Annotated in this window: 14 protein-coding genes; 8 read left to right on the top strand and 6 right to left on the bottom strand. The window is 69.1% G+C overall.

What is annotated here, in order from left to right; genetic code table 11:
* From VH112_02900 to VH112_02890, 3 genes are all read right to left on the bottom strand, one after another.
* On the bottom strand, nt 1-389 hold a 389-nt coding region (locus VH112_02900), incomplete at its 3' end, for a zinc ABC transporter substrate-binding protein (protein HEX4539167.1).
* 252 nt (nt 390-641) lie between these two features.
* Nucleotides 642-950 carry a hypothetical protein gene (locus VH112_02895; GenBank protein ID HEX4539166.1) on the bottom strand — a complete coding sequence of 103 codons (309 nt, stop codon included), beginning with the start codon at nt 948-950 and terminating at the stop codon, nt 642-644.
* 180 nt (nt 951-1,130) lie between these two features.
* Nucleotides 1,131-1,445, bottom strand: coding sequence for a hypothetical protein (locus tag VH112_02890; protein ID HEX4539165.1), 315 nt, complete (start codon nt 1,443-1,445; stop codon nt 1,131-1,133).
* Between the two features lie 284 nt (nt 1,446-1,729).
* Here VH112_02890 and VH112_02885 point away from each other — a divergent pair, with 284 nt between their 5' ends.
* The 7 genes from VH112_02885 to VH112_02855 all read left to right on the top strand — a co-directional run bounded on the left by VH112_02885 (nt 1,730) and on the right by VH112_02855 (nt 10,213).
* Nucleotides 1,730-2,956 carry a diacylglycerol kinase family protein gene (locus tag VH112_02885; protein ID HEX4539164.1) on the top strand — a complete coding sequence of 409 codons (1,227 nt, stop codon included), beginning with the start codon at nt 1,730-1,732 and terminating at the stop codon, nt 2,954-2,956.
* A gap of 930 nt (nt 2,957-3,886) precedes the next feature.
* Entirely contained in the window at nt 3,887-4,816 is a 930-nt protein-coding gene (gene ligD / locus VH112_02880; protein ID HEX4539163.1) for a non-homologous end-joining DNA ligase, read from the top strand.
* Nucleotides 4,817-4,983: 167 nt separating this feature from the next.
* Nucleotides 4,984-5,667: a response regulator transcription factor gene (locus VH112_02875; protein HEX4539162.1), complete on the top strand. Its 684-nt coding sequence runs from the start codon at nt 4,984-4,986 to the stop codon at nt 5,665-5,667.
* A 25-nt stretch (nt 5,668-5,692) separates the two neighbouring features.
* Nucleotides 5,693-5,896 carry a hypothetical protein gene (locus tag VH112_02870; GenBank protein HEX4539161.1) on the top strand — a complete coding sequence of 68 codons (204 nt, stop codon included), beginning with the start codon at nt 5,693-5,695 and terminating at the stop codon, nt 5,894-5,896.
* Between the two features lie 397 nt (nt 5,897-6,293).
* Nucleotides 6,294-7,784 (top strand): hypothetical protein, encoded by a 1,491-nt coding sequence (locus tag VH112_02865; GenBank protein ID HEX4539160.1) that lies wholly within the window; start codon nt 6,294-6,296, stop codon nt 7,782-7,784.
* 240 nt (nt 7,785-8,024) lie between these two features.
* Nucleotides 8,025-8,681, top strand: a complete 657-nt coding sequence (gene sigH, locus VH112_02860; GenBank protein HEX4539159.1) for an RNA polymerase sporulation sigma factor SigH — start codon at nt 8,025-8,027, stop codon at nt 8,679-8,681.
* Between the two features lie 155 nt (nt 8,682-8,836).
* Entirely contained in the window at nt 8,837-10,213 is a 1,377-nt protein-coding gene (locus tag VH112_02855; GenBank protein ID HEX4539158.1) for an MBL fold metallo-hydrolase, read from the top strand.
* A gap of 22 nt (nt 10,214-10,235) precedes the next feature.
* Here the strand turns inward: VH112_02855 and VH112_02850 are convergent, their stop codons facing one another.
* Nucleotides 10,236-10,868 carry a hypothetical protein gene (locus tag VH112_02850; protein HEX4539157.1) on the bottom strand — a complete coding sequence of 211 codons (633 nt, stop codon included), beginning with the start codon at nt 10,866-10,868 and terminating at the stop codon, nt 10,236-10,238.
* 2 nt (nt 10,869-10,870) lie between these two features.
* A complete protein-coding gene (locus tag VH112_02845) occupies nt 10,871-11,551 on the bottom strand; it encodes a nuclear transport factor 2 family protein (GenBank protein HEX4539156.1) in 681 nt (226 codons plus the stop codon).
* Between the two features lie 213 nt (nt 11,552-11,764).
* Between VH112_02845 and VH112_02840 the strand changes: the two genes are divergently transcribed.
* Nucleotides 11,765-12,331, top strand: coding sequence for a DUF308 domain-containing protein (locus tag VH112_02840; GenBank protein HEX4539155.1), 567 nt, complete (start codon nt 11,765-11,767; stop codon nt 12,329-12,331).
* Between the two features lie 5 nt (nt 12,332-12,336).
* Here VH112_02840 and VH112_02835 read toward each other — a convergent pair.
* On the bottom strand, nt 12,337-14,338 hold a 2,002-nt coding region (locus VH112_02835; GenBank protein ID HEX4539154.1), incomplete at its 5' end, for an acyltransferase family protein.

Below are 14,338 nucleotides of genomic sequence, written 5' to 3'. Positions count from 1 at the left end.
ACGTTGAGAACGGTGGGATGGCTACCGGAGTTGGCGGCGACCAGCTTGGGCGCCCAGGGGTCGTAGCCGATGCCGTTGTACATGACCATCTGCGCCGCGGCGATGGCTCGCCCGTCGCTGGCGGTCGGCTGGTACGTGTGTGGGTCGGTGTCGGGATTGGTGATGATGCTCGTCACCGCCACCTTGTTGCCCCCCAGCTGGGAGGCGATCGATCCCCAGAAGTTCTCGGCCGCGGCCACCTGGATCTTGCCGCTACTGGAGCCGGTGCTGGCCGACGATCCCGAGCCGCACCCTGCGGCCGCCGCGGCCACCACCAACAACGCCGCGCCCGCTCCCATCAGTGAGCGGGCGCCCCAGCGCCGACGCTTGTCCTCCTTGACCTTGGCCATTCTTGGTCTCACCATCTCCTTCGGTGGCGTTACTGGACATCGTTGCAGATAGCGAGGCTAATGCGGAAGTGTTCCGGTTGCAAGTAGAGTTCCTCATGTGGGTTGCCGCTCCAACCAAGGCCCGCAACGGCGTCCGGTACCGTTGGGCGCCATGGGCACCCGCGTGGCGATGGTCGTGAGCCCGTGAGCTCGGCAACGGCAAGTCCGACCGAGCCCAGCAGGTCCCGCTCTACGCGACAGAAGCGCGCACTCTCAGCCGTTCTCGAGGACGCTGACGGGTTCCTGAGCGCTCAGGACCTTCATGCCCAGCTTCGAGCACGTGGCCAGCGAGTCGGCCTGACCACGGTGTACAACCAGCTTCGCACCCTGGCCGACTCGGGCCAGGTTGACAGCCGTCGATCCGAGGACGGCGAGACGCTCTATCGCCGTTGCCACACCGATGACCACCATCATCATCTCGTGTGTCGAGGATGCGGGCGCACGGTTGAGGTCGCCGGGCAGCCGGTTGAGCGTTGGGCGGCGCGAGTCGCTGCCGGCCAAGGCTTCGTGGACGTCGACCACACGGTCGAGGTGGTCGGTACTTGCCCCGACTGCGTAGGACGCTCCTCCGGTCCCTGAGGATCTGTCGCTGAGCTGGTGGACAGCGCACGCGGTCTCGCAGCCCGGGACGAAGATCGCTGGGTGACGGCCGACAAGCGTGGTCGACCGTGCCAGCGACGCCAAGGCGACCGAAGAATCGACTCAGATCCGCAGCGGGCCCTGCCAGACGCCAGCGCTCTGCACCCCGATCACCTGGGCCGACTCGGTGTTGTCGACCACGAACACGTCGGTCTGGTTGGCTAGCCCGAACTGGCGGGAGGCCGCCAGGCCGGCGCCCGCTGGAGCGGTACCAGTCGGCGTGATGGCCAGCGGCCCCCTCCAGACGCTGGGCGTGCTCCGTGACCATCCCTGCCCCCCCGCCGACCACCGCCCGAGGCCGGCACCGAGACCGGAACCGATGCCAGTTGTCAGAGCAACGGCCCTGAAGGCCTCTGATGGCTCTCGGGCCCGTGGCATCAGTTTGTGCTCGCGGAGCACCGGGCGCAGCTCGGCGTCCACCTACCCGTTGGGGTAGGTGGCGGCGCCCAGATCCAGGCGACCGCCGCCCTCGGGGACCAGGTAATCGAATCTGCCACGTGGTGCTGTGCTTTGATTGCTCGACGGTGGGACGACAAAGGCGGAAGGCGCCGACCGGGAGGCGTATCGAGCTGCAAACGATCGCGTCTGCCACTGCGTCTCTGTTGCTGGCTGTGACCGGTGGACGCCTCCTGCAGAGAGGAAGGCGGCGGAGCCTAGCGGTGGTGGCGGCCGGCAGCCTGGGCGGACTGCTCGGGTCATGGCTGATCGATCGCAACGGTGGCGAAGACCGTCTCATCCCGGGCTGGTGCTATGGCCTAGGTAGGATCGCGCCGGCGATGCGTATGCCGTTGGCCGGCGTCGGGTTGGCCGCCCACGTAGCGTCGGAGCGACGCCGTGAGAAGCCACTGTCCCGGGCTGGCGCGTCCTGGGGAATGGCCACGACCGCTTCCTTCGCCGGGATCTGCCTGGTCGAGTGGATCGTGGCCCGCTGGCCGGCTACGGGATCGCCCCGTCGGGTGGCGCTGGTTGCAAACTCGCACTCCGGCTCCCAGCGCATGGCTCGTCGTGGGCTGCGAGCTCTGCGGAGAGAGCCGGTCGAGCTGGTGAGTGTGGAACGGGCGCCTCCGGGGGAGCTGTCCGAGGCGCTGAGAAGGGCAGCCAGGCGGCTGGGACCGGAGGGAGTGCTGGTCGCCGCAGGAGGCGACGGGACGGTCGGACTGGCTGCCGCCACTGTCGCCGGAGCGCGCCTTCACCTCGGGATCTTGCCGACTGGCACCGGAAACGACATCGCCAGGTCTCTGCGGGTCCCCTTGTGTCCCGAGGAGGCCGCGGGCACGGTCGCCAGGGGGTCCATTGTTGCCATGGACTTGGGAGCTACACCGGCGGGCAGCTTCGCCCACGCCGCCACGGTCGGCATGACGTCTGAGTTCGCCGACCTCGTACACGGGGTGCGCGGGTGGGTCCGGCCGTGGCGGTACCCGATCTGTGCCTACCGCGCCTGGCGCGGCCGGCATCCCCTCGAGATCGACATCCGGGTCGACGGCAAGCAGCTTCCCATCGACGACCCACCCTTTCAGGTAGCCATCGTCAACGCGCCACGCATCGGAGGCCGCATCGGAGTCGACTTACCCCGTGCCCGGTCGGACGACGGTTTGCTGCACCTCGTCTCCTTGAGCAGCGGAGCCCTTCGGGACATCCTGACCGAGATGGCCCATCTGGTCGGGGCCCGCGTCAGGCAAGTACCCCGCCGGGCCGTCGTCCAAGCGGGCCGCCGCATCGAGATATCGAGCCCGACCCCGGAGGTCATCTGCTTGGACGGCGAGCCGGCAACGACCACACCGCTCTCGGTCGGGGTATCCCCCGGCGCGTGCAGTGTGCTCGTACCCGCCTCGTCGGGGAGCTACCCGATGTCGGCTCGATGCCGCCCTTCTGCGGGCAGGTCTCAGTAGGACGAGCCCGCGCAGGAGCTTGAGCGGCTTATCGCAGGATTCCGTCTAAACCCCGGCAGATCTACATCAGCCCGGCCCCCCCTCACCGACAGCCAACAGCAGATTCTCCGTCTGATGGCCGAGGGCTTGTCTAGCAGTGAGATCGCCGCCAAAGTTCACCTCAGCGAGAACACCGTGAAGTCACACATCCAGGAGATCTTGCGGCGGCTCGAGGCGCGTAACCGGGCTCAAGCAGCGGCGCGAGCCGCAAGGGAGGGGTGGGCGTAACACCAGCTCGTCAAGCGGCCTTCCGTGACATGGAAGCGGGTCAGGCAGTCGCCCGGGCAGCCGTCAACACGTCGTCGCACACGGCGGGCATCCCGGCCTCGTCCGCCGCACGCTGGGTCAGGACGACGACTGTGAGATCTTGCGATGGAACGTTCGACCACGCCGTTCCGAGTCCGCCCTCCCACGTGTAACGCCATCGTCGAGTACGGAGAGTCCGTAGCCCCACTGGCCGTCTGTCTGGCCCTGCTGCACAGCGCGCTCGACGATCCCATCGATTCGGGCCAGCACGGTGTCCCCGAATTCATCGGCGCCCTTCATGGAGGCAGCCTATGACGCCAGCTGAACACCGTCACGTTACGGTGGAGGGGAGGGAGATGAGGCAGTCGATGGTGAAGACGGTGCAGGAGTCTTGCGCACGCCAGACGAGGCCGGCGTCGCATTGGAGGACCCGAGCACGACGGGCGTGGCCGAGGTGTGCCTCTGGCCACTTGCACGCAACCTCGACGAAGTGGACCGCATCGCTGGTGTGGCGCAAGGTCACTTGTAAGCGACGCCTCTGGATGGTCGGCAGTGATCCAGCGCTCCCGTGATCCGTTCGCTGCTCTCTCGAGTGAGTCCCGTGCGAAGCTGCGCCCGGCCGCTCCCCCGACCGCGGTGGCCCCGATGCTGGCAACCCTCACTGATCAGCGGGAGTTTGGCGACGACTGGTTGCTCGAGCACAAGTTCGACGGGGAACGGTGCTTTGCATTCGTCCGCGGCCGTGATGTGGCGCTTCGGTCTCGATCCAACCGGGACGTGACCTCGACCTACCCTGAGCTGACGTCCGCCCTGGGACAGGAGGACAGCCTCGATGCCGTGATCGACGGCGAGGTGACGGCAGTACGTGGAGACGAGGTGCTTGGATTTCAGCACCTTCAGCAGCGGCTGGGTCAAGCTTCTCCCTCTAGGCAGCTCGTGGCCGCTGTACCCGTGGGCTTCTGCGCCTTCGACCTCATCTACCTCGAGGGCCACGATCTCACCGGCATTCCCCTGACAGAGCGCAAGGCGCTGTTGCGAGGGGCCACCAGATTCGACGACGTCGTTCGGTATACCGACCATGTCCGGGGCGACAGCCTCGCTCATTTCCAACGGGCGTGTGCCGCTGGTTGGGAGGGGCTGATCGCCAAGAAGGCGGACTCGACATATTCACCGGGACGCTCCCGCCTGTGGCTCAAGCTCAAGTGTGTCGCGGAGCAAGAGTTCGTCGTCGGCGGCTTCACCGAGCCCCGAGGCACCCGCGTCGGCCTCGGAGCTCTACTTCTTGGCTACTACGAGGGCAACAAGCTGCGATACGCGGGCAAGGTAGGCACAGGGTTCGATCGGTCGACCCTGACGCAGCTGCGGACTCGGCTTGAACGACTGGAGCAACCAGCCAGTCCCTTCGCGGAGCCGGTGCGGCCGGTACCCTCGGGCACCCGATGGGTACGTCCGGAGCTGGTGGCTCAGATCGGCTTCGGGGAATGGACCAAGGCCGGCCGCCTGCGTCATCCCAGGTTTCTTGGTCTCCGTGACGACAAGCCGGCGCGTTCCGTCGTTCGTGAGAGAGCTCGATGAGTAGATCCTCATGGAGGGGCGCGCCATCCCCCAGCGCCCGGGTGTCTCCTCACGATGGGTGAACGTCGATCGGGGGATGCAGCTCACTACTGGAGGTGAAAGAACTCCTCTAGCCGTGAGGCAGGACCATCAGTAGCGTCGTCACACGGCTCGATGCGAGCTCGCCTATGACTGACAACAACTCCAACGCGGCAGCGGAGAAGGCTGTCCGGGTGGTCCTGGTCGACGACGACGAGATCATCATCGTAGGACTCCAGGCCATGCTCGCTCGGCACAGCGACAAGGTGAACGTCGTCGGCGTGGCGTTCGTCACCGAAGACGTGCTCTCCAAAGCGTTGAACCTGAGGGCGGACGTGGTGCTGCTCGACACGACGCTCCATCAGACCAGCGGTCTCGACCTGGTCGAGGAGCTCGTGGCCGAGAAGCCGCCCTTCCGCGTCGTCATCTTCACCGATGACGGCGACGAGCGGCGGCTGTTCGAGGCCCTGCGGCTCGGAGTCTCGGGGTACCTCCTCAAGTCGCTGACCGCTGCGCAGCTCGCCGACCACCTCGTGCTCGTCGCCAACGGGCAGGTGATCGTCGACCCCACTATGGCGACGCGCATCGCCAAGCGCGCCGCGCACGTCGGCGACAACCACGGGTGGCCAGGCAGCCAGCTCGGCCTGAGCCAACGAGAGAGCCAGGTGCTCGGGCTGCTCGTCGAAGGCATGAGCAACCGGCTCATCGCCGCGCAACTCGTCGTGGGGGAGGAAACCGTGAAGACCCATCTGCGCTCCATCTATCGCAAGCTCGGTGTCAACGACCGCGCTCATGCCATCGCCACGGTCCTCCGGCAGGGCATCTTTGCCTGAGCGACGGTGAGAATAGGGGCAGACCATGGACATCGATGAGGAAACCGCACAGCGCATCCGGGGGTTTGCGGCCGAGTCCCACCTGCTGGAAGCGAGCGTCAGGCGAGCCATCCTCGAGCAGCTCCAGACCCAGGGGTCACAGGTGGTCGGCGCCCGGGAGATCCTGGATCTGGCCGAGGCGTTCGCCTGGGTGACCAACCCTGGCCAGGCTCACGGCGGCCGGGCCTAGGCCCGACCCGTTCTCGGGCCTCGCCTGCCGCTGTACTCGGGCGCCCTCGGCTCGATTCATCGACAAGCGCCGGTAATGGCTATGCTCCCCGAAGCCAATAGCTGGGAGAAGACCGTCCGGAGCCCTGTCCGGCCGACCGCGGCGTCCACGCATGGCCTTTGGTGGCGTGGGCCACGGTCGTCGCAGGACGGCTCGATCGACCGCTCCGGGACCCGCCGAGGAGGCTGGGAGGAAGGAGGCGCCGGTGCCTAGAAGACTGAGGGCGCCAATCGGGGGAATGCCGAGCGCCGATTGTGGGAATACGGATTGGGTCTCCGGTGAATCGCAGCACGGCCGGGCCACGGACCCGGCGAGCTCGGCCTCACCCCTCCGGCACGGATAGGACGACAGAGGGCCGATGACCGAGAATGCTGCCGAGCGACCCAGGTTCGCCGTCGTGGTGCGGGGCTACGACCGGACCCAGGTAGAGGCCTACCTCGCGGAGTACGAGCGCTGGGCGGGTGAGGCGAAGGCGCACATCGAGGCTTCCGACGCCAAGGCGGCCACGGCCGGCCGTCGGGTCCAGGGACTGGAGACCAAGGTGGCCGAGCTCGAGCAGCGGCTCGGTGATGCCCCGCCGCCGTCCGTCAGGTGGTTGGGGGATCGCGCCGACCAGATCATCAGGGAGGCGTGGGAGGCATCACAGGAGCTCCGGGGCAAGGTGACCGCCGAGGTGGAGGGCGCGCAACGGGACCGTGGCGAGGCCGGACGCATGCTCGAGGAGGCCCGCCAGCGCGCCGATCAAGTGCTCGAGGAGGCCCAATCCCATCGGGCCCAACGAGAGCGCGAGGCCGCCCAGCTGATCGGGGACGGTCAGGCCGAGGCTGGCAACATCGCCGAGCAGGCCCGGCTGCACGCCGAGGCGATGATCGAAGAGGCTCGCGATCGGGCGGGCGAGATCAGCGGGCAAGCGCGTCTCGACCGCGAGGGTGCCGCCCGCGAGCTGGAGGAGGCGCATCGTCGGTCCGAGCAGCTGCTTCAGGAGGCCCAGGCGGAGCGAGCCGAGGCGACGCGGGTCGCCAGCGAGAGCATCGAGACGGCCCAACGCGAAGCGATGGAGTTGGTGGAGGGTGCGCAGGCCACCGCTGAGGAGCTGTCCGAGCGAGCCAGGACACAGACGGCCCAGATGGCCGACGAGAGCCGGAACGATCGGGCGCATGCCGCCAAGCTGCTCGACGAGGCGAGGGCGGAGCGGGTCGAGGCCGAGGATGCCGCCGCAGCCCTCCTCGAGGATGCCCGACGGCGCGCCGCTGAGGTGACCGATGCGGCCGAAGCCGAGCGATCGGAGGCGGAGCGGGCGGCGGCGGCGATGATGGAGCAGGCCCAGGTCGACCGGGAAGAGGCAGCTCGAGACCTGCGTGACACCCGCCAGCACGTCAGCCAGCTGCTCGACGAGGCCGAGGCCGAGCGGGCAGAGACGGAGCGGGCCGCGTCAGTGGCCGCCCGCCAGGCCGAGCTCGACCGGGAAGAGGTCGCTCGGGACCTCCGGGACACCCGCCAGCACGCCAGTCAGCTGCTCGATGAGGCTGAGGCGGAGCGGGCCAAGGCGGAGCAGTTCGCGGCCGAGATCGTGGAAGAGGCCCAGGGAAGAGCCGAGGACCTGGCCCACCAGGCTCGGCTCGATCGCGACGACGCCGACCGCGCAATAGACCAGGCGCGCCAAGAGCTCGACCACTTCACCGAGACCGCCGATGCGGCGGCCGAAGCGCGGATACTCGCCGTGATGGAAGGCTCAATGGTCCACCTCGACGAGCTTCGTCGGGAGCTCGAGCAGCTCGAGGAGCTCCGCGAGGACACCTTGGGCGAGCTGTCACGCCTGCGCAGCTCGATCCAGAACCTGCGCGTGTGACCTCCAGGCCGGCCCACGCCGTGGGCAGGTCTGGTCCACAGGTACTGGGAACCTGACGCCCAGCGACACCGGGGGCCGGGCGGGCGACGCCCGAGAGGCGGCGGCATGTGTCTGTCCGTAGCGAGAACGCGGTTTTGCCGGGGCCGGGCCCAACAGGTGTGACGAGCGCCACTAATGGACATGTACTGGGTAGTACGATCTAGTCACGGCAGCACCACGAAAGGAACCGCAGGAGGGGACATGTCGGTACGAACAGATCGCCGCAACCACACCGAGTTGTCCGACCAGGATCTCGTGGCCAGGTTCCACGCGGGCGACGGAGAGGCCATCGAGACCCTCCTTCGTCGGTACCGCCCCTTCGCCCGCCGCAAGGCGCGGAGCTACTTTCTCGTCGGCTCGGACGCCGACGACGTCGAGCAGGAAGCGCTGATCGGGCTGTACAAGGCGGCGCGGGACTTCCGTGCCGACCGCCAGGCCTCCTTCCGGGCCTTCGCGGAGCTGTGCATCACCCGACAGATCGTGACGGCGATCAAGACCGCCACGAGGCACAAGCAGCAGCCCCTCAACCAGTACGTCTCCATCTCGACGCCTCGGCCCGACGAGGACGGCGAGCGCTCCGTGGACAAGCTGCTCGGCCCTGACCCCGCCAGCGACCCTGCCGACCAGATCGTCAGCAAGGAGGGCATGGACGAGGCCCGCCGGTCCATGGCGGACCTGCTGACCAACCTCGAGGTGGACGTCCTCCATCTGTACGTGGAGGGCAACTCGTACCAGGACATCAGCGAGCGGCTGGGCCGCCACGTCAAGTCGATCGACAATTCCCTCCAGCGGATCAAGCGCAAGGTCAACCAGCGTCTCCAGGAGCAGATGGGCCAAGGCGCCCTCGTCAGCAGCTGATCCACAGCGACTGACCAGCAGCTGACCCCAGCGGGCGCAGCCCGCGTCGCCCCCCCTGGCCCACACCCGGCATCGGCGGGCGGCGCACCCGGCTTCGGATGACGCGTTGCCGTGACGCCGGCGCTGCGTCACCATGGCCGAAGGGAGGTGGGGAGATGATCTTCCACCAGTACTTCCTCGGCTGCCTGTCGCACGTCTCGTACCTGGTTGCCGACGAGTCGACCGGGCGGGCGATCGTGGTCGACCCGCAGCGGGACGTATCCGGCTACCTGGCCGACGCGGCCGGGGCCGGGCTCGAGATCGAGCTTGTCATCGAGACGCATTTCCACGCCGACTTCCTGTCGGGGCACCTCGAGCTGGCCGAGGCCACGGGAGCTCGCATCTGCTTCGGAGAACAGGCAGAGGCGGACTTCCCGATCGAGCGGCTGGCGGACGGGCGGTGCATCAGCTTGGGCGAGGTGGTGGTGGAGGTCCGGGCCACGCCAGGCCACACCCCGGAGTCGATCAGCCTCGTGGTGTACGAGCACGGCGATGACGAGGTTCCCTACGGTGTCCTGACCGGCGACACCCTCTTCATCGGTGACGTCGGACGGCCCGACCTGCTGGCTGCCGAAGGCGCCAGCGCCGCGGACCTGGCCCGCCAGCTCTATCACTCGCTGCGAGAACAGATCCTCACCCTGCCCGACGAGACGCGAGTCTTTCCCGCCCACGGGGCCGGCTCTGCGTGCGGCAAGCACCTGTCCAGCGAGACGTCGTCGACCATCGGCAAGCAGATCCGCACCAACTACGCCTTGGCGCCCATGGACGAAGGCGACTTCGTCCGTATCGTGACCGAGGGACAACCGGTGACGCCGCGGTACTTCTCCTACAGCGCCCACCGCAACCGGGAGCGCCGACCGCTGCTCGACGAGCATCGGCAGCCGCCCACGGTCTCACCGGAGAAGGTCGTCGAGCGTCAAGGCGACGGTGCGGTGGTGCTCGACACGCGCGACCCGGTCGAGTTCGCTGCCGGCCATCTTGCGGGTTCGCTCAACGTCGGCCTGACTGGCCGGTTCGCCGAGTACGCGGGGGACGTCCTCCGTCCCGACGACCGGATCATTCTGGTGTCCGACGCGGGCCACGACCTCGAGGCGACCGTCCGCCTGGGCCGCATCGGGTTCGACAACGTGATCGCCGCACTGGCCGACCCGGTGGCGGCCTTCATGGAGCATCCCGAGCTGACCGAGCAAAGCTCCCGGCTGACCGCAATCGAGCTTGTCGAGCGACTCGGGGCATCCGCGGACCTGACGCTGCTCGATGTGCGCAACCCCGGTGAGATCGCCGATGGGGCCATCACCGCCTCGGTGAGCATTCCTCTCGCCGAGTTGCTGGCTCGGCTCGACGAGATCGACCAGGGTCGGCCCGTGGTGGCGTACTGCGCCAGCGGCTATCGCTCGTCGATCGCCGCCAGCGCCCTGTCACGGGCCCGCCATGGCGATGTCTCGGACCTGCTGGGAGGGTTCTCCGCGTGGCGGCTGCTGGTCGAGGCCTGACCAGGGCCCAGGCGCCGACGGCTCAGCCGCCGGCCCGGCCGCAGCGGTGGGGCCCGATACCGAGCGCCATCCCTCCGAAGACGGCCAGCAGCACGCCGGGTCCGAGGTAGTAGCCGACCTGGGTCGCGAGGCCCGCCAGCGACCGGGTGGGCAGCGTCCGCCCGTTGGCGCCGACGTGGCGGACGACGGTGTACGCGTCGGGTCCGATGACCAGCCAGGCGCCGGCGGCCGCCGCCAGCAGCCCGGCAACCAGCGCCACGCCACGCCAGAACGGCGCCCGGTCGCGACCGGGCACGAAGCCGAGGAAGACGAGCCCGGCGACGACACCCGCCGCGCCCGGAGCGAGCTGCAGATAGGCGTGATCGGACGTCATCTTCCACGCCGCCGAGGACCCCAGGGTGTAGCCGAACGTGGGCCCGATGAAGGAGACGATGCCGGCCCAGGCACCCACCAGGATCGCTCCGATCCCGGCGAGCAGCATCGCCAGGGACCACCGCGGGCGAACGGTTACGGGCGCCAGGCCCCGCGTCGCCTCGCCCGGGTAGTACTCGTAGCGCGGGTTCAGCTGGGTGGCCATGGGATAGGCCTCCGAGGGATCCCGCCGGTACGCGTCCTGGGGGTACCCCTCCTTGGGATACGGCTCCCGGGGATCCACCGTCAGCGCTCCGATCCTGGGCCCAAGGCGCCGATGAGGGCGTTGAACGGCCCGGCGTCCTCGAGCAGCTTGCGCGCCTGCTCGACGCCGGTGACTGGCAGCCCGGCTTGGTCCAGCACGCCGATCTGAACGAGCACCGAGGCCTGGTCCCAGTAGATGTGCTCGTAACGCACCTCGTCGCCTCGGAAGGCGCCTATGGCGACGATCGGCACCTCGACGTGTCTCCGGGTCGGCGGCAAGCCGGGTAGGAGAAAGTCGACCTCGACGTCATGGGTGAAGGTGGCGACCATCTCGTCGACGACCTGGTCGGCGCCGACCGTGCGCGAGATCTCGATGATCTCCCAGTCGGCCGGGATCTTGGGGATGAAGTGGTCGCCGTAGAACCGCCGGACCTGCGCCCGGCCGCTGTCGCCGGTCAGGACGGGGACGTGCAGCAGGTAGGGATCGTCGACCATCGTGTCCATGGTGGCGTCCACGTCGTGGGCGCCGAACTCGCTGGCCAGGTGGCGGTCCCACACCTCGACCATCGACGACCCCTCCTGATAACGAGCCGCGGCTCCGGCAACCTGCTCGGCGCGGGCCAGGACCTCCTTCTCGCCCAGATGCCCCGCCTCTATACCGCACTGCTCCAACAGTGTGCGCGCTCGCCCGATGCGAACCTCGCCGTCACTCGTGGTTGCCATCTCGTCCCCCTAATCGTCCTCCCGTTGCGATGTTGGCGGTTGGCGACCGTCCGGGCAAGCACAGCGAGGCGCGGGCCCGGCGCCCTGCCCTGCTTGACAACTCTCCTCACAGGCCGGGCATCATGACGCAACCCAAACGACCCGATGGCACGACTCACCCCACCGATATCATCCCCGGCCGCCCCGCTCCGGGCCGCAGATCTGGAGACGACTGTGATCCAGGCCCCTGAGCTGACGCCGGCCGAGCTGCTGCGCCGGTACTGGTGGGTCTCGTTCGTCGGCGGGCTCGTCGGCACCGTGGCGGGGATCTTCGTGCTCGCCAACCTGGACCGCACCATTGCTCTCGTCAGCCTCGCCCTCGGCGCCTATCTCGTGTTCTGGGGTGCGATGCAGCTGATCGGTGGGTTGGAATCGCTTCACGAGGATGGCGCGCCGTTGCGCTTGGTACTCGGGGTGCTGGGCATCGTCGCCGGGGTGCTCGTCGTGACCCGGCCGCTCCGGGGCGTCACTGTCATCGGGCTGGTGTTCGGCGTCTACCTGCTGCTCTCGGCGGCTGCCGCCTTCCTGACCGCGGTGACGGCCAGCGCCAACAGGTCGCTCGACGTGCTCCGAGGAACCGCAGACCTGGTGGCAGGCATCATCGTCGTGAGCTGGCCCGGCATCGGACTGCTGACGTTGGCTGCCATCCTCGGGATCTACCTCGTGGCCCGCGGCGTGCTCGACGTGGCGGGGTCACTGGCCGCGAGACGCGCCGCTGCCCGCGCCGCTCACCCGACCTGACGCCGTCAGCGAGCGCCTGGGCCCGACTGGGTCGGGCCCGCGGCCTTGAGCACCAGGCCCGGCGGGGGCACGACCGTCGGGGAGGGATTGGCGAGCTCCTCCAGGGCCGGGTTCACGAAGGCGGCCAGCCGGTTCGACCCCGACGGCGTGAAGTGCACACCGTCGTCCCCGAAGTCGCTCGGCACCACCTGGCTGGCCAGATCGAAGAGGTCCACCGATGAGTGCTGCGCGGCGAAGGTCCCGTACATGCCGTTGAGCGTGGCCAGCCGCTGGGGGTCGTTGAAGGTCGGATGAGGGCTGGTGACCGTCGGCCGATTGTGGAACTGCGGGGCGGTGGCGATGAGCACCTGCGCCCCCCGCGAGCTGAGCATGCTCACCATCTGGGTCAGCTGGTCGTTGTAGTAGGACTGCCACTCGGGGGTCCCGACCCGGAGCCAACGCCCGTTCACGACGTGGTCCGCGGTGTCCAGCGGGCCCCAGAGCATCATGACGACCTTGGGGCGCCACCGATCGAGCTCCGGCGGCCACATCGTGCGCCAGTCGCAGCGCGGCTGGGGCGTGGCGGGCTCATCCAGACCCGTGGAATCGCCCTCGGTGTAGCCGAGGACGATCGAGCATCCCAGCTCACCCCCGTCGTGGATCGTCAGGCCAGCGGCGACGCCCGGCCCCTTCAGCCCCTCGGCCAAGGTGATCGCCGTGCTGTCGCCGACCACCATGACGCTGGACAGCTCCGGCGCCGTCGAGGCAGTGGGCGCCGATGCCGTGTCCGGTGAGGCCCGGATGGCGCCGGCCCCCGCGGGAAGGCCGTTCGGAGCGGTGCCCGCAGCCCCAGCCGCGGGTGTGATCGAGGTGGTGGCGGCGGGGACGGTGGCGAACACCAGGGCCGCGGCCGTGGCCGCCACCCCGATGGGGACGACGCTGCGGCGGCGCCAGCCCGAGAACCGGGCCCGGCGGATCGGGCGTTCGACCACGTAGTAGCTGGCGGTGGCCAACGCCACGGTGAGGCCCACCTGCAGGGCCTTGAGGGGGTAGCCCGACACCCCGGTGGTCGACTCGGTGGCCAGCACGAGCACGGGCCAGTGCCACAGGTACAGGCCGTAGGAGATGACGCCGAGCCAGACCAGCGGGGGCAGCGACAACACGGCGCCGAGGAGCCCCGGCCGGGGCTGGATGACGCTGGCGATGACCACCGCCACCAGCACCGTGGCCCCGAACAGGCCGCCCCGGTACAGCCACCCCGGGGGGCCGGCGACGGCCACCAGGCCGTAGACCAGCGCCCCCATGGAGACCAGGCCGGCGACCTGCAGCGCGCCCCGGCCGGCCCGGCGGTGGACCGGCGGGCGCCGGGCCAGGACGATGGCCAGGCCGGCGCCCACCAGCAGCTCGAAGGCCCGGGTGTCGGTGCCGTAGTAGACCCGGCTGGGGTCGACGCCGGGGTGGTACAGCACCGCCATGAGGGCGGCCGAGCCCGCCGCCAGCAGGCCCGTGGCCACCAGGGCCACGCGTCGCGAGCCTCGGGCCGCCACGAGCACGGCCAGCAGGGCCAGCGGCCACACCAGGTAGAACTGCTCCTCGATGGCGAGGGACCAGGTGTGGCGCAGCGGCGAGGCCGAGGCGAACTGGGTGAAGTAGGACTGGTGGGTGAAGACCTGGTGCCAGTTGGCCGAATAGAACAGCGTGGTCAGGGCGTCGGGGCGCAGGGTGGAGCGGTCGAGGCCGGGCCCGCCGAGGCCGGCGTAGAGGGCCAGGACCAGCAGGACCAGGACCACGGCGGGCAGCAGGCGGCGCGCCCGGCGGGCCCAGAAGGACCCCAACCTGATGCGGCCCGACCTCCCCCACTCGCCCGCCAGCAGGCTGGTGATGAGGTAGCCGCTGAGCACGAAGAACAGGTCGACGCCGAGGTAGCCGCCCTGGGCCCACCCGAAGTTGAGGTGGTAGGCGATGACGGCGAGCACGGCCACCGCCCTGAGGCCGTCCAGGGCGGGCACGTACGCCAGTGCTCCCGAC

The sequence above is a fragment of the Acidimicrobiales bacterium genome (assembly GCA_036270875.1).
Taxonomy (GTDB): domain Bacteria; phylum Actinomycetota; class Acidimicrobiia; order Acidimicrobiales; family AC-9; genus AC-9.
The sequence above is the reverse complement of the archived record's forward strand: the minus strand, read 5'-3'. Positions and strand labels throughout refer to the sequence as shown.

What these genes read in the sequence shown, in the direction of transcription:
- VH112_02890 (HEX4539165.1), bottom strand. Translation starts at nt 1,445, where the DNA reads ATGCCACGGGCCCGAGAGCCATCAGAGGCCTTCAGGGCCGTTGCTCTG.
- VH112_02875 (HEX4539162.1), top strand. Translation starts at nt 4,984, where the DNA reads ATGACTGACAACAACTCCAACGCGGCAGCGGAGAAGGCTGTCCGGGTG.
- VH112_02845 (HEX4539156.1), bottom strand. Translation starts at nt 11,551, where the DNA reads ATGGCAACCACGAGTGACGGCGAGGTTCGCATCGGGCGAGCGCGCACA.
- VH112_02870 (HEX4539161.1), top strand. Translation starts at nt 5,693, where the DNA reads ATGGACATCGATGAGGAAACCGCACAGCGCATCCGGGGGTTTGCGGCC.
- VH112_02855 (HEX4539158.1), top strand. Translation starts at nt 8,837, where the DNA reads ATGATCTTCCACCAGTACTTCCTCGGCTGCCTGTCGCACGTCTCGTAC.
- sigH (HEX4539159.1), top strand. Translation starts at nt 8,025, where the DNA reads ATGTCGGTACGAACAGATCGCCGCAACCACACCGAGTTGTCCGACCAG.
- ligD (HEX4539163.1), top strand. Translation starts at nt 3,887, where the DNA reads ATGCTGGCAACCCTCACTGATCAGCGGGAGTTTGGCGACGACTGGTTG.
- VH112_02865 (HEX4539160.1), top strand. Translation starts at nt 6,294, where the DNA reads ATGACCGAGAATGCTGCCGAGCGACCCAGGTTCGCCGTCGTGGTGCGG.